The organism is Acetobacterium wieringae, from assembly GCF_023700225.1.
GTDB lineage: Bacteria > Bacillota > Clostridia > Eubacteriales > Eubacteriaceae > Acetobacterium > Acetobacterium wieringae.
This window is the reverse complement of the sequence record NZ_CP097897.1, coordinates 254,181-277,597: the sequence shown is the minus strand read 5'-3', so window position 1 is coordinate 277,597 and position 23,417 is coordinate 254,181. Positions and strand designations below refer to the sequence as shown.

Here is a 23,417-nt window from a genome sequence, read left to right as displayed (position 1 = left end):
GTTTTTCTCCTTATAGATTGCTCTCGTTCTTCTTCTCCGGGAACACCTCTTCCAACAGTTCGTCCATCGGCAAAATATCCCCAGCTAACTGGGGTTCTTCAATAACCCGGCGACATTCCAGGAAAATCCGGACGGCCCCCTCATAGTTCTCCAGAAAATTATCCGCTTGCAGGATTTCCCGATCCATCAGATGGTAGATAAACAATCCCATAAAATAAACCTTATCCGGCTCGATATTTTTAAGATTTACGTATTTAAAAAAGGCTGACAGGGCATTATCATCTTTATCCAGAATTTCTCCAGCGATTCGCACCCACTCTTGAGACAATGTCTCGGTAACAGCCTCCTTGAAGGCCACCCAAAGGATTGCCCGGGCCACTGAATCCTCAACAATATTGAGTGAACTTTGAACAGCTTCCGCCCCCCGATTAAAGGCTTCGATGATTTTGGGCGCGTAGGTAATCTGTCCCAGGGTGTAATTTTTTCTCAGACCGGCATCCGTATCGATAAGCTTATTGAGTAGAATATCATCCTTTTTCAGCTCGTTTTGAATGACATACCACTCATCATAGATGCAGTAGGGAAGAAATCCAAAATCATTGAAAATATGGTTGATAATCCGCTGTACCTGCAGATACTTCTCCCGTTTGCGCTGTACTTCTTTCTGTTTTTTAAGAAAGGTCTCCATCTGATAATAGAGGTTATGGCGTTCAAAAAAACGTTCCATCTGGGTGATGGTTTCCGGTTCGTCGCTGTAAAAGATCAGTTCATCCAGTTCACGCTGTTCTTCCCCGAGACTGCGGCCATTATTCATAATCAGTTGCAAATATTGCTTATTTTCATAAGTCACCCGGTTACAGGGATGATAGAGGGGATTGGGGAAGGTTTCCGTGTAAATGAAAAACACCTGCCGGCTACGTCGGAAATAAATAATATAACCCTTGGTAGTGAAAAACCCCCAGCCTTTGTCACTTGGTTTATTGCCGTGTTTGATATTAAAGCCTTCGGCATACAGACAGTTCTTCAACAGATAGGTGACAATCTTTTCGTTATTGTCGATCCCCATATTTCGCAGGTTCTGTCGATAGTAAGCCCATAGCAACTCAATGGCGGTACCTTTAGGATCAAACAGCGCTTCCATCGAGAACATTTTTTGACTTTTTAGATTTTTGACGATACACAAAAGCAAACAATCCAAATGGATTGCCTCAATGAATTCGCCGGGTTTTATTTTTTCCAGATCCTCCACAACCCGGTCATTAAAATACTCCAGACTGTCTTTTTTCAGCTTATCCTGAAGCTTACTGGTCTTCTGGTTAAAACGATCAATGGCGTTAGCCACGGAAAACAATACACTTTCGGAAACAAGGGTCAAAACGACCTTTTTCTTCCGATCCCAGGGGTAGAAAACATTTTTGAGAATCACTTCATTGATAATTTCCGAAGATTGCACCTGATAATCCACCAATAAATCACTGGGGATCGAAATATAGATCAACTTGGGGTTGTCAAGCGTATCAATGATCAAACCCCGACGGCTTAAAAAGACATTCGCTTTAATCAGTTCTTCCTCAACACCGCAATTGACTTCCACTTCTTCTAAAAATTGCTCGTTCTGAATCATGTAGGCAATAAAATTTCGGGTGGTGTCCAAACCCTGCTCTTTTAAATTGGCTTCAAAGCCATAAAGCAACAATATGTGGACGATCCGGACAATGTCCCGTTGCCGATCAACGCCCCGGCTTTCTTTGGCTCGAATAAAAGTTTGATTGAGGGGCGAGTCTAATTGATAATAGTCTGGTGCCACCGAAAAGAGTGCTTCAACTGCCAGTAAGATCAGCAGATCTGCCTCGACAGAAACCAATCCATTTTTTTGAACATCCTTGTTTTTTTTAAGGTTGTTCATCATCCATTGATACATGTCATCCAGTTTTTCAATGCCCTTTTTCAAAACATTATTGCAATCACTACAAAGGCCTTCATACTTTATGTTTAACTTTTCATTTTCTATCTTATAACTTCTATCAAAAAAACCGATTGTTTTCCCACACTTATTACACGGCGTTTTCATTTTCTACAATCCTTCCCTGTCGTCCTGCTATCTTTTCTCTATATTCACAAATTTCACTTGTTTTTTAACAAGCTTCACCCATTATACGAATATCACTGAATATAGTTTACCATAAAACCGTGGTTTTTACTCAAAAAAAATAAAAGAGCAAGCTAATTTAAGATTGCTCTTTTATCGATTTAATTTGACTGTTTAAACCATTTCGATTGATTCAATGGTTCCGCCTCCAAGACAGATATTATCCTGGTATAAAACCACAACCTGTCCCGGGGTTACCGCTTTTTGAGGTTGATCAAATTTAACGTAGATCCGATCCGGAGCTACCCGAACCATTACGTCCTGGTCAGCCTGGCGATAGCGGAATTTAGCCGTGCATTTAAACTCTTTGGCAGGCGGATAGCCCCCCACCCAATTCATTTCGGTAGCTTCCAGCGACTTTGAATACAGGGCCGTATGGCTTTCTCCCTGGACGACCACCAATTCGTTCCGCTCCAGATCTTTACTGACTACAAACCATGGTTCACCACTTCCTTCGCCGCCAATTCCCAGACCTTTTCGTTGACCCAGGGTATAATACATAAGCCCCTGATGCGTCCCCTTCACATTGCCAGCCAGATCCACGATTTGGCCTGGCTGAGCGGGCAGGTACTGACTAAGAAACTGGGTGAAATTGCGTTCACCAATAAAGCAGATGCCGGTGGAATCTTTTTTCTCGGCCGTAGCCAGATTATTTTTTTCGGCGATATGCCGTACTTCTTCTTTTGAAAGATGTCCAATCGGAAACATCACATCAGCCAGCTCTTTTTGTCCCAGTTGGCAAAGAAAGTAGGTTTGATCCTTGTTATGATCAAAAGCTCTTTTTAACCGGTACTGTTCATTGACAAAATCAATTTGCGAATAGTGACCGGTGGCCAGATAATCACCGCCAACAACCTTCAGCGCATAATCCAAAAAGCGTTTGAATTTTATTTCTCGGTTACAGAGAACATCCGGATTGGGCGTTCTCCCTTTTTTATACTCTTCCAGAAAATAAGAAAAAACAGAGTCGTAATATTCTTTGGCAAAATTCACTGTATAGTAGGGAATGTCAATGGCATCACACACCCGTCGCACATCATCATAATCTTCTGTGGCCGTACATACTCCCGATTCATCCTGTTCTTCCCAATTTTTCATGAAGACCCCGATGACCTCGTAACCACGTTCTTTTAACAATAATGCTGCAACCGATGAATCAACCCCGCCTGACATGCCCACAACGATTTTCATTTATGTTTTCCCCCTCCGTTTTTTCTACCGAATTCACGCTTTATTCTACTGGATTATTTCTTTTGCCATTTTTTTGGCTAATTCATTTAAATCTGCGACATCCTGTTCGTCTGGGGTGCCCTTAATCATCAAGATTTCATCAAGGGTATCCACCTTGGCATGCTCAATAAATTCATTAAAGCTTTTATCGGCACCACCGCTCCAGCTGTAATCGGCAAAAAAACCGACTTTGTGATTATCAACTCTAATTTCGCCCAATTTATAAAGCAGATTGGCCATTTTGGGGAAAATCTGTCCGTAATAAGATGGGGCACCTAAAAACAGACCTTTATATTTCCAGATATCCGAAACGATAAAAGAAATATCGGTTTTAGCCACATCATAGAGCTTCACCTCTTTGACCCCTTCATTCTTTAAGGCAATCGCTAAAGTCTCTGCCGCCTTCTGGGTACAGCCATACATCGAACCATAGGCGATGACAACCCCAGGATCAGTTTCTTTGGCGCTCATTTTTATGTACATATCCAAAATATGTTTAGGATTATCCCGCCAGATCAATCCATGTGAAGGACAGATCGTGTTGATTTCAATGCCACCCAGCTTATTGAGTGCTTTTAAGGCCTGTCCAGCCACCTTGCCCACAATACAGGCATAGTAACGACGGGTTGGCTCTTCAAACGCGTCCAGATCATTTTCTCCGTCAAAAATACTGCCGACTGGCGCCTTAAAGCTACCAAAGACATCCATGGAAAAGAGCACCTTATCCGTGACATCGTAAGTAACCATCGATTCCGGCCAATGAACCATCGGTGTCATGAAAAACTGAAGGGTGTGTTTTCCCAGACAAAGGGTATCACCTTCACCAACCTCGTGAAGGTTTTTCGTTATTTTATAAAAATTGTTCATAATCGGGAAGGTTTTTTTATTCCCAACGATGACCATCTCCGGATACTCAGCCAACAGATCAGTAATCCCACTGGAATGATCCGGCTCCATATGATTAACAATCAGGTAATCTACCTTTTTATCGCCAATCAGGGATTTGATTTTTTTTATGTATTCATCAGCTTTGATGGTTTTTACCGTATCGATAATGGCGACTTTTTCATCGTTGATCACGAAAGCATTATAGGAAACCCCTTCCTGATCAATTGGCCAAAGCCCCTCGAAAAGTGTTGTTTGATAATCATTCACACCGACCCAAAAAATATCGTCTTTAATTTTTACTGCATTCATTTTATTCCCCACTTTCCTGATGTTCTCTCGAAATTAAATATAACCTTAAATAGAAAATATTTCAAGAGAAAAAAACAGATAAACCGGAATGGATCTAGAGAATAAGCCAAAATTAAGCTTGGACGATATGAATGAACACGTGGCAAAAAATAAAAAAGAGATGCATGCACACCTCTTTTTCAAGAAAATTAAGAAAGGAAATTAAAACGTTTTCACACCATGGATTTATTATAACCGATTACATTTTAAAAATCCAGTGCTTTTTTAATTTTTTTATGCATTATTTTAATTTTTTTTTCATTTACTGCCTTCGTTGCTTAACAAAAACTTAGAAAAATTTTTATCCTCCATTCTCATTACAGTTTTTTTGAAGCTGTGCTATAATGAATTCGATCAAGCATTTATCTGAAGTGAAAGGAGCTGGTTAAATGACTGAAACACGAGATTCCGTCTCTTCAACTGATTCACAATGGACCGAAAAAGAAATCAAAGAAGAGTTACGTCGTTTATTTCTGGGGGGCGATGACTGGAGTAAGGAAGCTTGCATGGGATACTTTTTAAAAACCTGCCAACGCACCAATCTGGACATCAAAACGACCCAAACCCTGGCGATCACCCTTTATCATCTGTTCGATGAATTGACCGTCAGCGATGCAAAAAAATTCTATTACAACGAATGTCACGCCATTTTATCCGGGCGCAATCATATTTAATTAGTACCTTGTTTAAAGGGCTTTCTCCTGCTTACAGAGAAAGCCCTTTTTTGATACTGTTAATAACAAGTCCAACATGAACCATATTCGAACAACTTTGAGGTTTTTCAAGCTTTTTTTGCCATATTTAAATATTTTAACACGTTTTACCTACATACTGGAATACGCCGAATATATATCAAATACTGGCAACATAATGGCAGCCAGAATGAACAGCACCAATCCTCCGAACACCAGCAGAATAAGCGGCTCCAATGATGTATGAAGGAGCTGAATTCGTGATCGAACCTCATCAGCATAAATGCGGTTCAAGGTATCCAGCACTTCAGGCAAAGACCCTGATGCTTCCCCGGTGGCCACCAATTGACAAAAAAGTCTGGGGAAAACATCGCTTTCGGCCATTCCCTGGCTCAAACTTACGCCATTCGTTACCTTATTGCGCAGTTGACTCAGCTCTGTTTTAATGTATCGATTATCCGCTACACCTTCCAATCGCGATAATGCTACCAGCAAATCAATTCCACTTTCCAGAAACATACCCAGGATTGTCGCCATCCGGGCCAGACAGACTTTATGATTCAAGACTCCCACAAGCGGTATTCTTATCTTTAAACGATCCCTAAGCTTTGCCACCATATCAATTTCGCAAAAGAACGCAAAACCGCCTGCCAGCCCCATCAGACTTAATAGAATGATTGGCCACCGGGCACTTAAACTGTGACTCAGTCCCATCAAAAACCGGGTTGGACCTGGCAGTTCGGCATTCATTACTGTAAACATATCCGCAAAGGTTGGCAGTACCATGGTGATCAGAAAGATCAGCACCAATACAAATACCATACTCAGAACCATTGGATAGAAAAGCGTCTGTTGGAGCTGACGCCGATTTTTTTCTTCCGTGTCGTAATGCTCTGCCATTTTTAACAGGATCTCATTAAGATGTCCACTCGTTTCTCCTGCTTCCACCATAAAAATAAATAACGACGGAAATGACTTGGGAAAGGCGACCATCGCCTGGGAGAGGTTTTCTCCTGATTGAATGCGTTGGCGGACTCCAAAAATGTCCCGAGAAAAGCCGGGATTTGGAGTCTCACCACCAATGAGTTCCAAACATGTCAAAATTGGAATTCCGGCATTTAACATGATATGAAACTGTCGGCAGAAACGGCTAAAGTCACTGCCGGTTACTGAGCGAACCCGAATATTGAACTCTTTATTAAATAATTCATCCCATTTCTTTTTTTCTCTGATTTCCAGCACAATCAGATTTTGAGCCTGAAGAACCCGGGCCGCCTCCCGCCGGTTTGAACCGGTTACTGTTCCACTGACGTCCGCACCCTGCCCATCTTTTGCTTTATAAAAATACCATTTTTCCATCGCTCCACCCTAACGATGCCACGCATTTTCGAATGATAAAATCTCCAACCCCTGGTTGATGGATGTATTTCCCAACAGGAGATGGCGCTTTAAGGATTCTTCAATGGGCTGAAGCCCTTCTTCAATGGCTACTTTACGAATTGTATCATAGTCCGCTCCTTGACCAATTACTTCCCGGATTCTTCTGGTGATTTTCAACACTTCCTGTACCGCGATGCGCCCCTGATACCCAGACCCATGACAAAGTGAACAGCCCACTGGATAGAAAAGCGCAACATCCTGATTCCCAATGCCCAACAGCTTTTTTTCTGCTTCACCTGCCAGCGCTTTTTTCCGGCAGTTTGGACATAGGCGCTTGATCAATTTTTGGGAAATTACCCCTCGGAGCGCTGCCGACAACAGGTAAAGGGGGATCTTCATATCCATCAACCGATTGATGGACGCAATGGCGTTATTTGTATGGATAGTCGATAATACCAGATGTCCGGTAATCGCCGCCCGGATAGCCGTTTCTGCGGTGTCTTCATCACGAATTTCGCCGACCATAATCACATTGGGATCCTGTCTCAGAATCGCCCGCAGGCCATTGGCAAAGTTCAGGCCGATTTTTTCGTTCACCTGAATCTGGTTGATTTCGTCCATCTGGAACTCCACCGGGTCTTCGATGGTAATAATATTCTGTGTTCGGGGATCCATCCCATTTAGCAGACTGTACAGTGTGGTTGACTTTCCGCTTCCGGTGGGTCCACAAACCAGAATCATGCCATGGGGGGCTTCCAATAATTCCTTTAATAAACGTTTTTGTTCACTGGAAAAACCCAGATCATCAACTGAAACAAGAAAATTCTTTTGATCCAGCAGCCGCAGAACAATTTTCTCCCCGTGAATGGTCGGAATAATCGATAGTCGCACATCGATTTGCCGATGTTCATATGTGGTAGTGAAAGCACCATCCTGAGGCTGACGTTGCTCGGCAATATCGCAACCAGCCATTATTTTCAGCCGGGTAATTACACCCTTCCAGGTTTCTTTGCTAAGTAGCCCAACCGGTATTAAGACGCCGTCAATTCGAAAACGCACCTGAATTTTCTGAGGAAAGACTTCCATATGAATATCACTGGCACCTCGGGAAACACCTTCATCGATCAGATCATTAACTAAGGTGACGACAGTGGGTTCCGGGGCCGTTTCTTTATTTCCCCCCGCATTCATTAAATCCATGTTGTCCCGATAAACATGCGTTTGATGATAGTATTTGCCAATCAAACCCAGGATGCAATCCCGGGTGGCGACTAATAGTTTGAGCCGTTTATCAGCGATTCGTTTCACCTGGCGCAGGATTTCCTCATCGGTAGGATCGGCCATCAGCACCGTCAACTGATCTTCATCCTCCTGATTCAGAGGAAAAACCAAATATTTTTTAGCCTGTTCTTTTGAAAAGAATTTTATTGCCCGAAGCTCCAATCGATCTTTTTGTGGATTATATAACTCAAATCCCCATTCATTGTGAAAAATAGTCACTAAACGCTCCTGGGCAACTATCCGATCCTTAATCAATATATCTAAAACTGAATTCCCGGATCGCTCTGCTTCATCAATTCGTTCAGCTATGTTTTTTCGGGTAATTATCTGGTTTCTGAGAAGCATTTCCAAAACCAATTTATTTTCCTTCATTTCGCCTCCTCATGTCAGAGCTTATTCGTTCATTTCAATACTTGCAGTATAGCTGATTTGCCCATAAATATCCATACAAATCAACCATAGCCGGAATTTTTACCGTTGTTTCACTAAATTGATAGCACCTGCACCGCTTATTGTTCCTGATTTAACCTTATATTGCAAATCACTGGCCGATTCTATATAATGAGAGACAATGCATCGCTGCAAACATATTAATCTTAGGAGTCCCACTATGAACATCGTAATCGCCGGAGCTGGCAAAGTTGGTGAAGTTCTGTGCCGTGATCTGGCCAGTGAAAACCATAATATTATGTTGATTGAGCCAAATGAATCCCGGCTGGATCAGTTTATTAATCTCTATGATATCAGCGGTATTCACGGTAATGGCGCCATGTTTGATATTCAAACCGAAGCCGGTGTCGATACCTGTGACGTTTTTATAGCGGTCACTCGTAACGATGAAACCAACCTCATCGCTGCCATCACTGCCCGAAAGCTGGGGGCAAAATTTACCATTGCCCGGGTTCGCGATCCGGAGTATTCCAAACAAATGAGCTTTCTGCGAGAAAGTCTGGGGATCACCCTGATTATCAACCCCGAACTGGAAGCAGCCCAGGAAATTGCCCGAACCCTGATTTTCCCCTCGGCCCTTCAAGTCGAGTCTTTTGTGCACGGCCGGGTTAATATGATTGAGGTGGTCCTGCAAAAAAACACCGCCCCGGTTGATGTCAAACTCAAAGACCACAAAGGCCGCTTTGGTGATGTGGTCATTTGTATCGTCATCCGCGATGACCGGGTGATGATCCCCGACGGCGAAACGATTCTGCGGGCTGGCGACCATGTGATGGTGACCGGCAGTCCGGGCGAAGTCCGCAGCTTCAGCAAGCTCTGCCAGCCTGATCTCGATAAGATTAACTCTGCGGTCATCATCGGTGGCGGCAAGCTGACCGACTATTTATTAGCCCGGTTGGTCAAAATGCGCATGAAGCTAAAAGTGATCGAAATTGACACCGAAAATGCTGATCGGCTCGCCATCAAATACCCCCAAACCGAAATTATTTTTGGCGACGGTACCAAGCAGTCTTTTTTAAATGAAGAGCATTTTTCAGACTATGATGCCGTCATTCCTCTAACCGGAGTCGATGAAGAAAATATTCTGATTGCCATTTACGCTTACCGCAGCGGGGTCAAAAAAACCATTACCAAGGTTAATCGAACTGATTTGCTAAAGATTCTCGACAACGTTGGATTGCAGTCGATTATCACCCCCCAGCGACTGATCGCCAACCACATTATTCGCTTTATCCGATCAATTGAGAACTCCCAGGGTTCCAATGTCAGCGCCTTCTATCGGCTGCTGGACGGCCGGGTCGAAGTTTTGCAGTTTAAAGTCAAGGGCAACTGTTGTGAGGTGAATATTCCTCTGATTGATCTCAAAACAAAACCAGGGCTTCTGATCGCCTGTATCGTCCGTGATGGCAAGATCATCTATCCCCATGGTGCCATTCAGATTTTACCGGAAGATGATGTGATTGTTGTCACCACCAAGCACAAGAATTTTCAGGATATCGACGATATTTTTGAGAAGAACCGAGGCCAATAATGAATCATAAAATGGTCAGTTATATCCTCGGACGAATATTGTTTATTACCGGAGTCCTGATGGTCCCATCTCTGGTCGTGGCACTGATTTACCGGGAAGGCTGGCAGGGCTTATGGCCTTTCCTTCTGAGCATCGGGATTACTTGTGCCATCGGCCTGTTGATTAGCCTGAAAAAGCCGACCCGATCGGATTTTTTTGCCCGTGAAGGCTTTGTGGCCGTGGCGCTGTCGTGGCTGGCTTTGTCATTTTTCGGAAGCCTGCCTTTTATCTTGAGCGGGGCCATCCCCAATCCCATTGATGCCTTTTTTGAAACGGCCAGTGGTTTTTCAACCACCGGGGCCAGCATCTTAACCGATGTTGAAGCCCTGCCCCACTCACTGCTGTGGTGGCGCAGCTTTACCCATCTGATTGGCGGAATGGGGGTGCTGGTCCTGGCTCTGGCAGTCATGCCCAAAATTGAATCGGGCGATGTCTTTATCATGCGCGCCGAGGTTCCCGGCCCAACCTTTGGTAAAGTCCGGACTAAACTGCGAAGTTCGGCCCGGATCCTTTATGTTATCTATTTGTCGATGACCGGTATTCTGGTTGTCTTGCTGGCTCTGGGCGGAATGCCCATCTTCGACAGCTTTTTGCACGCGTTTGGGGCCGCCGGCACGGGCGGATTTGGGATTAAAGCGAACTCAGTCGCCTACTACAACAGCGCCTACATTGATTATCTGCTGGCCATCAGCATGATTCTTTTTGGCGTTAATTTTAATCTCTATTACGCCGTTCTATTTATGCGGATGAAAAATATTTTTAAAAACGAGGAATTGCGCTGGTATCTGGGTTTTATTGCGGCAGCTGTGGTGTTGATCTGTATCAATGTCAGCCCCCTTTACAGCTCGGTTGCCCTGCTGTTGCGGGATGTCTTTTTTACGGTTTCATCGATCATAACCACCACCGGTTATGCTACCGCCAATTTTGATACCTGGCCGGTATTTTCTCATGTTATTCTCATCTTTCTGATGTTTGTGGGCGGGATGGCCGGTTCCACCGCCGGTGGGATTAAGGTCAGCCGGATTGCTATTTACATTAAAACGACGATCCAGGAAATCCGGGTTAATGTCAGCCCCAACCGGCGACTGCCGATTCTTTTTGAGGGCAAACCAATCAGTGCCCTGCTCAGCCGCCAGACCAGTGTTTATCTGATTACCTATGCCTTTATGTTTGTGATTTTTCTGATGATCACCGCTTTATCAGCCCCTAATTTTCTTACTGCCTTTAGTGCCGTTGCAGCCACCTTTAACAATATCGGTCCCGGTCTGGATATGGTCGGCCCGATGGGAAACTATGCTGGCTTTAATAATCTGACCAAATTCACCCTGAGTCTGGCCATGATCATGGGCCGTCTGGAATTATTCCCGATTCTGGTTCTGCTTAGTCCCCGCACCTGGCGCCGGGGGTAGCTCGCTACAAATTCAAATAAAAAAACCTGAAACCAATTGTGGCTTCAGGTTTTTTGTTGCCTGCTACATATCGAATTTCTTGTGGATATGAACCATTGCTTCTTTGCCCCGCTCCTTGTCAATCAGACAGGAAATTTTGATTTCCGAAGTGCTGATGGTCTGGATGTTGATGCCCAGTTCAAACAGTGCTTCAAAAAACTTGGAGGCAATTTCGGCATTGGCGACGATGCCGGTGCCGATCACGGAAAGTTTGGCAACGCCCTGATCGTATTCGACTTTTTGGGCATTGACCTCAAAGGCAAATTTCTGGGCCACCGAAACGGCTTCCTGAAGCTCATCCACATCGATGGTAAAGGAAATATCGTTAACCGCTGTCCGGTTGACATTCTGCACAATCATATCCACATGAATATTAGCTTTTGCCAGGGCAGAAAACAGTCTAAAGGCAATCCCCGGTTGGTCCGGCACTTCAAAGATTGATATTTTTGCGATATTTTCATCAAGAGATACCCCTCGAACTAATACTTTTTCCATAATAACTTCCTCCTTAATAATGGTTCCTTCGTTATGATTATAGCTTGATCGTACCACCAGCGGCACCTTGAATTTTTCGGCCATTTCGACCGACCGGGGATGCAATACCTTGGCCCCGGTACTGGCCATTTCCAACACCTCTTCATAGGAGATTTCATCAATTTTCGAGGCCTCTTCAACGATCCGGGGATCGGCAGTATAGACCCCATCAACATCGGTATAGATTTCACACAGCTCGGCTTTTAAGGCCGCTGCCACCGCCACCGCCGAAGTGTCGGAACCGCCACGGCCCAGGGTGGTAATATCCTTGTTTTCGTTGATCCCCTGAAAACCGGCGACGATGACAATCTTACCGGCGGCCAGTTCCTTTTCAATCCGATGGGTGTGAATATCATTAATCCGGGCCCGTTTATGAACATTGGATGTAACAATCCCGCACTGGGCGCCGGTTAAGCTGACCACATCGTGGCCCGTCGCCTGAATCGCCATCGCCAGCAGCGATATCGAAACCTGCTCACCGGTAGCCAGCAGCATATCCATTTCCCGGGCTGGGGGGATGATCATTGATTTTTTTGCCAATTCGATCAGGTCATCAGTGGTATCGCCCATGGCTGAGACCACCACCACTACCTTTTTTCCTTTTTCCTTGGTCTCAATAATCCGACTTGCTACGCGCTTTATTCTTTCCACATTGGCGACACTGGAGCCACCATATTTCTGTACGATTAGATCTTGCATTTACCTCAGTCACTCTTTCCTTATTCATAGATCCGGGCATAAAAACATTCAGGCACCGTTTCTTTTAATTTTTCTGCCATTTTATTAAAATCATTGGCGGCAATGGCGTTTGTCACCACATAGACCTGATTATCATTAACAATGACGGTTTTTCGGGCGACCACCGTCTCCACGGCGGTCAGCACCTGATCAAGCATTTCTTTATCACCCAGATTTGCTCGTAAATAATATTTACCTTTAAAAATGTCAGTACCCATTTTATTGAGATGGCGGTTAAGCCGCAGCGGTTTGGGCAAATTCTGTTCCCCGACAATATTGAGGATATAGAGGACATCGCCAACAACGGCATTGGCAGTGGCGTCTTTCCCGGCACCTTTGCCATAAAACTGCAGCTCGCCGATGATATCCCCGGTAATCGAGATGATATTAAACTCACTGTTGACGTTACTCATAATCGAAGCTTCCTTAAACAGCACCGGCTCCACGGTGGTATAGACATTTTTTTCATCCAAAATGGAGTGTCCCAGATACTTGACCACGTAACCCATCGATCCGATCATCTCGATATCAGCAGCCCGAATATCGGTGATCCCCCGCTTATATACATCTTCATCGCGAATGATGCTTTCATAGGCCATCGATGAGAGAATCGAGAGCTTCCGGGAGACATCGTACCCTTCCACATCGGCCGTCGGATCCGCTTCAGCAAAACCAATCGACTGGGCGAGGGCCAGGGTATCGCCAAAATCGGCTCCTTCTTCGGTCATTTTGGACAAAATAAAGTTGGTGGTTCCGTTTAGAATCCCTTTGATTTCGGTCACCCGATTGATTTTCATTTCTTCTTTTAAACTGCCGATGATCGGAATCCCGCCGCCAACAGATGCCTCGTAACGCAGGACCACGCCATTTTCTTCGGCTAACGTCAACAATTCCTGAAAGTACTCGGAGATGACAGCCTTATTGGCGGTCACGACATGTTTTCCCGCCCGGAGACATTCCTTGATCATTTCATATTCAAAGTCCATGCCACCCATCAGGGCAATCACCAGACCAATACTTTCGTCTTCCAGGATTTCACTGGGGTGGGTCACAATTTTTCCGACGGTATCGCCCAAATCTTTGGATGCATCCCGTTCCAGTACCTTGGTAATGACCGGACTTGACCTGCGTGACTCCACATCGGTAAAATTACCAGCAAACTTGCCTTTATTTAAATTGATGAGTTCATAGACACCAGAACCAATGGTCCCAAAGCCTAAAAGTGCGATATTCAATAAAATTCACCTCGTATATGTATTTATTCTAAAAACACTTGTTTTTTCAGTGAAAACATTCTATCATATAGCTAGGGGTTATTCAATACCCTCCCGGGAATAAATTTTTCCGATTTTTCTCGGCACACCATATTTTTTGGAGGAATTACATGAAAAAAGGCTATAACAGCACGCGATCCAAAGACATCAACGTTACTGCATCCCAGGGCATCCTGCAAGGATTGGCTCCGGATGGTGGACTCTTTGTCCCCAACTTTATTGATCAGATTAATTTAGACCCAACCCAATTTATCGGAAAAAGCTATGGCGAGATGGCTAAGGCGATCTTTTGCGCTTTTCTTGATGATTTCAGCGCCAAACAAATTGAAGATTCGATTCAGGGCGCTTATTACTCCGGTAAATTCGAAGAACAAGAACCGGTTGCTTTAAAAAAAGTCAACGACCGTTATTTTCTGGAACTCTTTCACGGGCCCACCTGTGCCTTTAAAGATATGGCTCTGACTATTTTACCATATCTGATGGTGGAGTCCATGAAAAACGTCAACAACCAGCAGAAAATTATGATCTTAACAGCAACTTCGGGTGATACCGGCAAGGCCGCCCTGGAAGGTTTTGCCAATGTTCCGGATATCAGCATCATTGTTTTTTACCCCAAGGATGGGGTCAGCACCGTTCAGGAGAAACAAATGCTGACTCAAATCGGTGCTAACACCTGTGTGGTTGGTGTCGACGGCAATTTTGACGATACCCAAAATGGTGTTAAAGTGATCCTCAACGATCCCCAACTGGCGGCCGAACTGGCTAAAGCCAATGTGATCTTTTCCTCAGCCAATTCCATTAATATCGGCCGGCTGCTGCCTCAGGTGGTTTATTATTTTTACAGCTATTATGAACTGCTTAAGCGGGGTGAAATCCAGCCGGATGAAAAAATAAATTTTGTCGTCCCGACTGGGAATTTCGGCAACATCCTGGCCGGTTACTATGCTGCGCTACTGGGCTTACCAATTAACAAGCTGATCTGTGCCTCCAATGCCAACAAGGTTTTAACCGACTTTTTTGAAACCGGCAACTACAACCGCAATCGCGATTTTTATAAAACCTCGTCACCATCCATGGATATTCTGATTTCCAGCAATCTGGAGCGGCTACTTTACGATGTCTCCGGTGCCGATCCCGATGCCGTCAGTGATTTGATGGCCCAGCTTAAAAATCAGGGTGCTTACCAGGCTTCAAAAGCCCTGATGGAAAAAACCGGTCTTTTCTATGCCGGTACTGCCAATGAAACCGAAACCGCCCAGGCCATTAAAGCCATTTTTGACGACAGTCATTATTTGATGGATCCCCACACGGCCGTTGCCAACAAGGTTTATGACGACTATCTCAATGAAACCGGAGATACCACCAAAACGGTGATTGTCTCCACCGCCAGCCCCTACAAGTTCGGACGTTCGGTTTATGAAAGCATCTTCGGTGACTGTGACTGCAACGATTATGAGCTGTTAAATATTCTGGCACAAAAACCCGGCACCACCATTCCCAAGCCTTTAAAGGATCTGGATAAAAAAGCCAATCAGCATCAGGGTCAATGCGATAAAACCGATATGTCCCAGGCTGTTCTTGATTTTTTAAACGATCAGGTGGACAAAAATGATTAAGGTTCAGGTACCGGGAACCAGTGCCAACATCGGCCCGGGCTTTGATGCCTTTGGCCTGGCACTGTCGATTTATAATACTTTCAGTTTTGAAGAAAAGAATGACGGCAAGCTGACGATCCGGGGGGTGGAACGAAAATATCAGAGTGATACCAATCTGGTTTACCGGTCGATGCAGAAGGTCTTTAAAAAAGTGGGCTACCGTCCCCGGGGCCTTTATATCCATACCGCTGTCGATATCCCCATCAGCCGGGGTCTGGGCAGTTCAGCCACCTGCATTGTCGGCGGCTTGTTTGGTGCCAATGCCCTGATTGGCTCGCCCTTGAAAGCGGATGAACTGTTTGACATAGCGGTGGAGCTGGAAGGCCACCCGGACAACGTCGCCCCGGCCATTTTTGGCGGCCTGGTGGTATCGATGAACGATCACGGCAAAAACACCTATATCAAGAGTTTGGTGCATCCCTGTTATGAATTTTATGCCCTGGTGCCGGACTTTCCATTATCGACATCCGATGCCCGTCAGGTTTTGCCTAAAAAAATCAGTTTTGCCGATGCCACCCATAATCTGCCCCGGGCCACCATGACCTATCTGGCCTTGGCCAACGGTGCTGAGGATATTTTAAAGCTGTGCATGAAGGACCGCCTGCACCAGCCCTATCGCAAAAAGCTGATTGCCCATTACGACGTGATTACCAAAAAAGCCAGGGAAATGGGTTGCCTCAACACCTGCATCAGCGGGGCCGGGCCCACCATTCTGGCTATTAATTCAGTGGATAACCGTGGTTTTAAGCCGGATATGCAGGCCTATCTAGCAGAAAAAGCACCAGGTTGGCAGCTCATTTCCCTGACGCCCGATCATACTGGTGTCCAGATTTTGGGAGGTTAAGCCAATGATCAAAGATTATCTGATTGTCAATAAAAAAATCCTCCCCGATTATTATTCCAAGGTGGTGGAAGCCCGGATCCTCATGGAGTCCTCTCAGTGTAAATCTGTCAGTGATGCGGTCAAAAAGGTGGGTATCAGCCGCAGCACCTATTATAAGTATAAGGACTATATTTTTACGCCTTCGGAAAACTATGGCCGGAAGTTCACCCTGTCGTTTAAGTTGGATGACCAGCCCGGAATCCTGTCCAATATTTTAAACATTCTTCGGGACCACCAGACCAGTATCATCACCATTCATCAGGATATCCCCATTAACCAGGCCGCCATTGTGATTGTGACTCTGGACGGCAAAGATCTGATCTTGACTATCGATGAATTGATGGCCATACTGGAAGCTCTGGACGGCGTTCACGGTGTTCATCTGATTGCGATGGAATAAACAAAAGCCCCATTCTGAAAAATCAGAATGGGGCTTTTGGTTGTCGATAAACTACCGTACCGACCAATTGTTAATCTGTTGTTCGCTGCGGAATCGGACAGGCTCTGCCGTGTCCGCTCCGATGCGTACAACATGATGTAACAATCGTCGGTACTAGGTTATCTTTTTTGATAACTTTGAATTTTATTTCCACTTTAATAAAGCTCGATCGTGTTTGATAAACTGTCCTCACTGGAAAACCAGTAATAGGATCCCAGCACATCATCCATCAGATCTTCAGCAACGCCGATGGTATTGGCATCGGTTATGGCATAATGAAAATATTTTTCTCCGGTATCCAGGGCTACTTCCAGATCGCCGACAAAACGGTTTTCCTCGCTTTTTTTGTTGAGGTCATAGAGCTTATTTTCTTTGACAAAATAATTGGCTGCCGTAGCGGTAAACTCCGGGTAGGCAATCAAGGTCTGATCGGGATGATGCGATTTAAGCAATTCCGCCGTGGTGACACAGAAATAGTCATAGAAGATGCTCTTTTCCGGCTCAGCGTTATCAGCAATGTTAAACTCCCCCCAGGTGGCATCCAGATAATAATACTCCCCATCAACCCGCACCAGGTTCCAGGCATGGGCCCCCTGGCCAATGGCCTCACCGGCCACATAGGAGCACTCAATCCCAGTTCGCTTTAACAGATATTGTATCGCTTTGGAATAACCCGCACAGACTGAGCCCTTTTTCCCGAAGACGCTGTAGATGTTTTGATCATCCTCAAGGTCTTCCTGATAGATGGTGTTTTTGATTACATATTCATAGGCATATTTGACTTTGTCATAGTCGCTCATGCCGCTTTTTATACCCCTGCTGTATTCCTGAAAAGCCGCTTCAATTTCGGTCTGCCGTCTTTCTTTCTCGGCTTCATCGTAGGGATATTCAACCATCACCTTGCTGACCTTCTGATTGCCCTCATCAAAATAATAGGAAAACTCCCCGGCCCAAAATATTTCCGGATAGTCATAATCGATGGCCGCCAGAACCCGCTCGATTTCTTCAGTATCGACTCCACTGACTTTCACCTCGGTATCAAAATCGGTGAGCATACCAACCACTCTGGCATAGGCCTGTTTTTCATTATCCTCAAGAAAGGCATAGCCATCAAAGGCCTGCTGCTGACTGGCGGCGATTTCTTCATTCTGCTGAGCTTGACTATCCTCAAAAAATGACTGGATATCCATGCCGCCAACCAGATCTTCCAAAGCCAGATAGGCCCCGGCTGCTACCAGTAAAATAATCAGCATTGAAATAATGATGACTGCAACTACTTTTCTTCCGTTATGATTGCTCATGCCTGTTGCCCCCTTGTGTGATCTCTTTTCTTTATTACCCTTTATTTTAAACATCTGCATTTATTATCCCGAGATTTATGCCAAACAGTAAATAATTTTACCACAAATTCTTATGGACACCCTAAACTTTTATGACCTATACTTAAGTAAGGATAAAGAAATCTTAAGGAGGCTACTATGCCAACGTATCACCCAATCACCTGCACAACGGCTCTGCATGAATTGAAGCGAAAAACTCCCTATGGCTGGGATTTAAATATTTTTAAGGGCTGCAGCCATGGCTGCCGCTACTGCTATGCCATGGGAACCCATGGTTTTAGCGGCCTTGCTGATTTCACAACCAACATTTCGGTCAAGACCAATATCGTCGACGTACTGGAAAAACAACTCGCCTCGCCAAACTGGAAACGGGAAATCATCAATATTGGTGGCGTTACTGACAGCTATCAGCCAGCGGAAGCCCAGTATCAGCTGATGCCGGAAATACTAAAGCTCCTGATCAAATATAAGACCCCGGCGATTATCTCCACCAAATCAGACCTGGTGCTCCGGGATTATGACCTGATTGACCAATTGTCCCGGATTACCTATATCAATGTTGCCGCCACGGTGACGACTTTAGATGAAGCTGTCCGAAAAAAAATCGAGCCCGGCGCTGTCTCCAGTTCTGCCCGTTTTGCAATGCTCAAACAATTTCGAAAAACCAATGCCTCCATCGGTCACCATCTGATGCCGATTATTCCCACGCTGACCGATGATTCCGAGACCCTTTCGGCTTTGTTTGCCGCCGGCCAGGATGCCGGTATCGATTATGTGCTGCCCGGCGCCCTGTATCTGCGGGGAGCCACCAAGCCAGCCTTTTTTGACTTCATTAAAACCAACTATCCCGAAAAATACGATACCCTGTGGAAGCTCTACAAAAAAGGCGGCGCTCCCAAAGAATATAAAGACGAACTCTATGGCCGACTCAATCCCCTGCGTCAGTCCTTTGGTCTATCCAATAGCTACAGCAAACCGATTAAAGAAAAGCTGAAGGTCTATCCGCCATCAGAAGAACAGGTTTCCTTTTTAACGCCCTAATTATATCCAGCAATAGATACTAATCACCCGGTTTGGGATTGAATTCTTTTAAAAAAGATGTTAGACTGTAATCAGACTACAAAAAGGAGTAAAGAGGATGCGTAATTTATCTTGCTAAGAAACAATTGGAAAGTGTTTTCAAAACCTGCGGTTAAACCGCTTGTTTTGGTGCGCTTAAGCAAGAGAATTACAAGAAAAGCACTGCCTCTCTAGCACCATCAACTCCTTATTTATGGATTTTTTGGGCTGCCCATCATTGAGCCGCAGGATAATTTTCTTGCGGTTTTTTATGTGTCCAAGCTACTGTTATCTGGCTTGGCAAGAGAGGTACAATGATGTCACAAATTTCCATATCACATTTAAGCTTTAACTACGAAAGCAGTTGCGAAAATATTTTTGAAGATGTTTCCTTTACCATCGACACAAACTGGAAACTGGGTTTTATCGGCCGTAATGGTCGCGGCAAAACGACCTTTTTAAAACTTCTGATGGGTCTTTATGACTATAGCGGCGTGATCGCCGCAGCGGTCGATTTTGAATATTTTCCTTTTGCAATCAAGAACCCTTCCCAACTGACTCGCACTCTTGTCGATGAGATTTATCCTGATTACCCGCTCTGGGAACTGCAGCGGGAGCTGTCGCTACTGAACCTGGATGCAGCGCTGCTGGAGCGGCCATTTAGCAGCCTGAGCCGGGGCGAGCAAACCAAGGTATTACTGGCGGCCTTATTTTTAAAACCAAATCAATTTCTCTTAATTGATGAGCCGACCAATCATCTCGATCTGGAAGGTCGACGTGTTGTCAGTCAGTATTTGAAAAAGAAACCGGGTTTTATTCTGGTTTCCCACGACCGCACCTTCCTGGATAATTGCGTCGATCACGTCTTGTCGATTAACAAAATGAACATTGAGATTCAAAAAGGCAACTATTCCAGCTGGCTTCTTAATAAACAGCGTCAGGATCAGTTTGAATGCAATCAAAATAAAAAACTCAAACAGGAAATCGATCAATTAAAAACCGCTGCCAAACGCACCGAAAATTGGTCGAATGCCGTTGAGAAGTCAAAAAACGGACAACGGGTTTCCGGCCTTCGCCCGGATCGGGGCCATATTGGTCATCAGTCTGCGAAAATGATGAAACGCTCCAAATCGCTGGAAAAGCGTCAGCAAAAGAATATTGAGTCAAAAGAAAAGTTAATGAAAAATATCGACTGGAACGACAGTCTCAAGATACGGCCCCGGGCTTATCAAAAAGAGCGGCTGATTTCGGCCAACCACCTGTCCCTTTACTATGATGACCGCCCCATTCTGAACGATTTAAATTTTACGATCAACCAGGGCGACCGGATTGCCATCGTCGGTCCGAATGGCTCGGGTAAATCCAGTTTGCTTAAACTGCTACTGGGCCAGCCAATCAGCTTTTCCGGCAATCTGGAGCTGGGCAGTCAGCTGCAGCTATCGCATATTCCGCAAGACACCGACTTACCAACCGGTGATCTTCGTGATTTTTCCCGCTGCCAAGGGATTGACGAAAGTCTCTTTAAAACCATTTTGCGAAAGCTGGGATTTAACCGGGAGCAATTTGAGAAAAACCTGACTAGCTTTAGTGAGGGGCAAAAAAAGAAAGTCTATTTAGCCCGCAGCCTTTGTCAATCGGTCCACTTATATTTATGGGACGAACCGCTTAATTATATCGACGTCCTCTCCCGGTTGCAGATTGAGGAGCTTTTGCTACAGACCCCGCCAACGATGATCTTTGTGGAACATGACCGATCCTTCATTGACCATATTGCGACAAAAATTATAGAACTATAAAACAATTTACCAAAGGAGTAACCCATGCATCTACGACCAAAACCCTGGGCCCGCCCGGAGCTGGAAGCTTGTGGCTTTTTTCAGGCCACACCGCCGGTTCATCGCGGCCAATGGCACCACTTATTTAAGAAAAAGCAGCCCCTTCATATTGAATTGGGCTGCGGAAAAGGAACCTTTATTGCCGAACTGGCCAGCCGCCATCCCGAAACCAACTATCTGGCCATTGATCTGATTGACGCCGTTCTAGGTTTGACAAAACGCAACATCCAAGCAGCCTACGCTGACACAAACCAAGCCATTGACAATGTCCAGATCATGTCCTGGGATATTGAACGGATTGATATGATCCTCGCTCCCGAGGATGGGGTCGAGCGGATTTACATTAATTTTTGTAATCCCTGGCCTCGCCGCCGCTTTCATAAAAAGCGGCTGACGCACACTAAACAACTGGAAAAGTATAAAAAACTCTTAGCTGAAAATGGCGAGATTTATTTTAAAACCGACAGCGAAGAGTTGTTTCGCGATTCCATAAAGTATTTTGAATCATCTGGTTTTACCATCACCACCCTGATTAATGATCTTCACGCCTCGGACTATCCGGACAATATTGAAACCGAGCATGAAAGAATGTTTAGTGACCAGGGGATTAAGATAAAGTTCTTAATTGCCAGCTTAGCTTCGTTTTGAACTTAAAAATTAAACTCCGTCGCCCAATCAAAATCACCAGATGCTTCCACACTTTTAGGCCAATGTTCACACCAATGTGGCACTAAAGGATTTTGTACCCGATCCAGACTGGGGGTATAGGGTTTAATATCCAACACCGGGGTGCCGTCATTGGCATCAATGTAGGGAATTTTGATAATCCCTTTTTGATCGTCGATTTCCAACACCGAAACCGGGGTCAAGGCAATGGGATTGGGCCGAATTGGTGATCGGGTGGCAAATACGCCCATCACCGCCGGGGCCTGTTTATAGGGCTGGGGGCCGGAAAGAACCTTCCTGGCCGCTTCATTATCAAACTCACTGAACCACCAGAAAACATTGATGTGCGAGAACCCGTTCAGTCCTTCCAGCCCTTCCCGATAGGCTTCTTCCAGTTCAATAAAGATCTCCTCCCCCTGAACACGAATGGTGCCAATTGGTTTTACGTAACCTTGTTTCATTTGTTTACCTCCATAACTTTATTATATTCTTATTCTAGACCCTGACACCATGTGAGAGTCAATAAGAATCATAATTATATAATTGAAAGAAAGCACCTCTACTAAACTTAATCGAAATCTCTTTAATCCTGAAAAATGCATTAATATTAGTGTCCAATTAAAAACCACTGATTACAAAGACTCTCAAGGTCTCACATAATCAGTGGTTTTTTAATAGCGGTATTATTCTTATTGATTTAAATAAGGGCTTCAGCCTTTGTTGCCGTAAATACAAATTTCCCGTCAATAACTTTTGCACTGCCAGTAAAACGACAACCTTTGGCTCCACCTTCAAATTTTTGAGCTGCCAGCAACATCGCACAGTCGTTTTTCTTGATATTTTCCTGCGTAACCTTCATTGCATAGACGCCCACCGAAACAGTGTCCCCTTCAACTGTACCACCTCCAACAATAATTGGGTGTGGGCTACCATCGGGACACATTGTTACAATTGTCAGGAACGCCGAGTTTTCGATAACACTTTTCATTTCTTCATTAATAACCATTTCAATTCCTCCAAAGTTTAGTATAGCAATTGACTCCGTAATTACTACCTGATACAATTATAATACTAACTTAAATAGCTTGTAAACTACGCAAAAAAATATGATCAAATACGAAAATAGAAAGTAGATAAGAAAAAAATGACTATCTCTGAAAACACAACTTCCTTATGTTCCGGAAACATCTGCCCATGCCAAGAAAAATGCCCACTTTCAGCTGCTCTTGAAATCATTGGAGGTAAATGGAAGATTCCCATCCTGTGTGCACTGTATAACGACGGGCCGACACGTTATAATGCGTTAAGAAAAAAAATTAAAGGCGTAACCAACACCATGCTCGCTTCCTCACTGAAGGAACTCGAAGCGGATGGTCTCATCCTCCGCACACAATACAACGAAATGCCCTTAAGAGTCGAGTATGAATTAACCAAAAACACGAATCGTCTTATTCCGATTCTGGGAAGTCTTTCTGCATGGGGCAAGGACATAAAAAACTGATTAAAAATCTATAATACTATCTCCCATGTTTTAATTTGCTTTTTCCAATCCAATCTG

At 44.6% G+C, this 23,417-nt stretch carries 20 protein-coding genes; 10 read left to right on the top strand and 10 right to left on the bottom strand.

Annotation, left to right across the window (positions count from 1 at the left end; all coding sequences use genetic code 11):
• Positions 1-10 precede the first annotated feature (10 nt).
• The 3 genes from CHL1_RS01330 to CHL1_RS01320 all read right to left on the bottom strand — a co-directional run bounded on the left by CHL1_RS01330 (position 11) and on the right by CHL1_RS01320 (position 4,576).
• Positions 11-2,071 carry a hypothetical protein gene (locus CHL1_RS01330; RefSeq protein WP_070371562.1) on the bottom strand — a complete coding sequence of 687 codons (2,061 nt, stop codon included), beginning with the start codon at positions 2,069-2,071 and terminating at the stop codon, positions 11-13.
• 192 nt (positions 2,072-2,263) lie between these two features.
• A complete protein-coding gene (mnmA, locus tag CHL1_RS01325) occupies positions 2,264-3,340 on the bottom strand; it encodes a tRNA 2-thiouridine(34) synthase MnmA (protein ID WP_250934424.1) in 1,077 nt (358 codons plus the stop codon).
• A 45-nt stretch (positions 3,341-3,385) separates the two neighbouring features.
• Complete coding sequence (locus CHL1_RS01320) at positions 3,386-4,576, bottom strand: FprA family A-type flavoprotein (protein WP_070371564.1); 1,191 nt, start codon at positions 4,574-4,576, stop codon at positions 3,386-3,388.
• 428 nt (positions 4,577-5,004) lie between these two features.
• Here CHL1_RS01320 and CHL1_RS01315 point away from each other — a divergent pair, with 428 nt between their 5' ends.
• A complete protein-coding gene (locus tag CHL1_RS01315; RefSeq protein WP_070371565.1) occupies positions 5,005-5,289 on the top strand; it encodes a hypothetical protein in 285 nt (94 codons plus the stop codon).
• Between the two features lie 150 nt (positions 5,290-5,439).
• On the opposite strand, the gene CHL1_RS01310 is transcribed toward CHL1_RS01315, so the two are convergent.
• Positions 5,440-6,666, bottom strand: a complete 1,227-nt coding sequence (locus CHL1_RS01310) for a type II secretion system F family protein (RefSeq protein WP_250934423.1) — start codon at positions 6,664-6,666, stop codon at positions 5,440-5,442.
• 9 nt (positions 6,667-6,675) lie between these two features.
• On the bottom strand, positions 6,676-8,340 hold the full coding sequence (locus CHL1_RS01305; RefSeq protein WP_250934422.1) for a GspE/PulE family protein: 1,665 nt from the start codon (positions 8,338-8,340) through the stop codon (positions 6,676-6,678).
• Between the two features lie 238 nt (positions 8,341-8,578).
• Between CHL1_RS01305 and trkA the strand changes: the two genes are divergently transcribed.
• Both trkA and CHL1_RS01295 read left to right on the top strand, forming a co-directional pair.
• Positions 8,579-9,949: a Trk system potassium transporter TrkA gene (gene trkA / locus CHL1_RS01300; protein ID WP_250934421.1), complete on the top strand. Its 1,371-nt coding sequence runs from the start codon at positions 8,579-8,581 to the stop codon at positions 9,947-9,949.
• The gene (locus CHL1_RS01295) at positions 9,949-11,397 is read left to right on the top strand and encodes a TrkH family potassium uptake protein (protein ID WP_250934420.1); all 1,449 of its coding nucleotides are present in this window, start codon (positions 9,949-9,951) and stop codon (positions 11,395-11,397) included. The genes trkA and CHL1_RS01295 overlap by 1 nt, the downstream gene beginning before the upstream one ends.
• 63 nt (positions 11,398-11,460) lie before the next feature.
• On the opposite strand, the gene CHL1_RS01290 is transcribed toward CHL1_RS01295, so the two are convergent.
• Both CHL1_RS01290 and CHL1_RS01285 read right to left on the bottom strand, forming a co-directional pair.
• On the bottom strand, positions 11,461-12,669 hold the full coding sequence (locus CHL1_RS01290; protein WP_250934419.1) for an aspartate kinase: 1,209 nt from the start codon (positions 12,667-12,669) through the stop codon (positions 11,461-11,463).
• A 20-nt stretch (positions 12,670-12,689) separates the two neighbouring features.
• A complete protein-coding gene (locus CHL1_RS01285; RefSeq protein ID WP_250934418.1) occupies positions 12,690-13,943 on the bottom strand; it encodes a homoserine dehydrogenase in 1,254 nt (417 codons plus the stop codon).
• A gap of 149 nt (positions 13,944-14,092) precedes the next feature.
• Here CHL1_RS01285 and thrC point away from each other — a divergent pair, with 149 nt between their 5' ends.
• The 3 genes from thrC to CHL1_RS01270 are packed head-to-tail and all read left to right on the top strand — an operon-like array spanning position 14,093 to position 16,920.
• A complete protein-coding gene (gene thrC / locus CHL1_RS01280) occupies positions 14,093-15,598 on the top strand; it encodes a threonine synthase (RefSeq protein ID WP_250934417.1) in 1,506 nt (501 codons plus the stop codon).
• Positions 15,591-16,481 (top strand): homoserine kinase, encoded by an 891-nt coding sequence (gene thrB / locus CHL1_RS01275; protein WP_070371573.1) that lies wholly within the window; start codon positions 15,591-15,593, stop codon positions 16,479-16,481. Before thrC ends, thrB begins: the two co-directional genes overlap by 8 nt.
• A 4-nt stretch (positions 16,482-16,485) precedes the next feature.
• Complete coding sequence (locus CHL1_RS01270; RefSeq protein ID WP_070371574.1) at positions 16,486-16,920, top strand: ACT domain-containing protein; 435 nt, start codon at positions 16,486-16,488, stop codon at positions 16,918-16,920.
• Positions 16,921-17,114: 194 nt separating this feature from the next.
• Here CHL1_RS01270 and CHL1_RS01265 read toward each other — a convergent pair whose 3' ends face one another.
• Positions 17,115-18,260 (bottom strand): transglutaminase domain-containing protein, encoded by a 1,146-nt coding sequence (locus tag CHL1_RS01265; RefSeq protein ID WP_250934416.1) that lies wholly within the window; start codon positions 18,258-18,260, stop codon positions 17,115-17,117.
• Positions 18,261-18,437: 177 nt separating this feature from the next.
• Here CHL1_RS01265 and CHL1_RS01260 point away from each other — a divergent pair, with 177 nt between their 5' ends.
• The 3 genes from CHL1_RS01260 (at position 18,438) to trmB (ending at position 21,841) form a co-directional block, all read left to right on the top strand.
• Positions 18,438-19,340 carry an SPL family radical SAM protein gene (locus tag CHL1_RS01260; protein WP_250934415.1) on the top strand — a complete coding sequence of 301 codons (903 nt, stop codon included), beginning with the start codon at positions 18,438-18,440 and terminating at the stop codon, positions 19,338-19,340.
• Between the two features lie 335 nt (positions 19,341-19,675).
• Positions 19,676-21,154 carry a ribosomal protection-like ABC-F family protein gene (abc-f, locus tag CHL1_RS01255; protein WP_250936207.1) on the top strand — a complete coding sequence of 493 codons (1,479 nt, stop codon included), beginning with the start codon at positions 19,676-19,678 and terminating at the stop codon, positions 21,152-21,154.
• Between the two features lie 24 nt (positions 21,155-21,178).
• A complete protein-coding gene (trmB, locus tag CHL1_RS01250; protein WP_250934414.1) occupies positions 21,179-21,841 on the top strand; it encodes a tRNA (guanosine(46)-N7)-methyltransferase TrmB in 663 nt (220 codons plus the stop codon).
• 2 nt (positions 21,842-21,843) lie between these two features.
• Here trmB and tsaA read toward each other — a convergent pair whose 3' ends face one another.
• Complete coding sequence (gene tsaA / locus CHL1_RS01245) at positions 21,844-22,320, bottom strand: tRNA (N6-threonylcarbamoyladenosine(37)-N6)-methyltransferase TrmO (protein WP_250934413.1); 477 nt, start codon at positions 22,318-22,320, stop codon at positions 21,844-21,846.
• 236 nt (positions 22,321-22,556) lie between these two features.
• Positions 22,557-22,865 carry a pyridoxamine 5'-phosphate oxidase family protein gene (locus tag CHL1_RS01240; protein WP_148636935.1) on the bottom strand — a complete coding sequence of 103 codons (309 nt, stop codon included), beginning with the start codon at positions 22,863-22,865 and terminating at the stop codon, positions 22,557-22,559.
• 138 nt (positions 22,866-23,003) lie between these two features.
• Between CHL1_RS01240 and CHL1_RS01235 the strand changes: the two genes are divergently transcribed.
• A complete protein-coding gene (locus CHL1_RS01235; protein WP_148636934.1) occupies positions 23,004-23,360 on the top strand; it encodes a winged helix-turn-helix transcriptional regulator in 357 nt (118 codons plus the stop codon).
• The last annotated feature ends 57 nt before the right edge of the window (positions 23,361-23,417 follow it).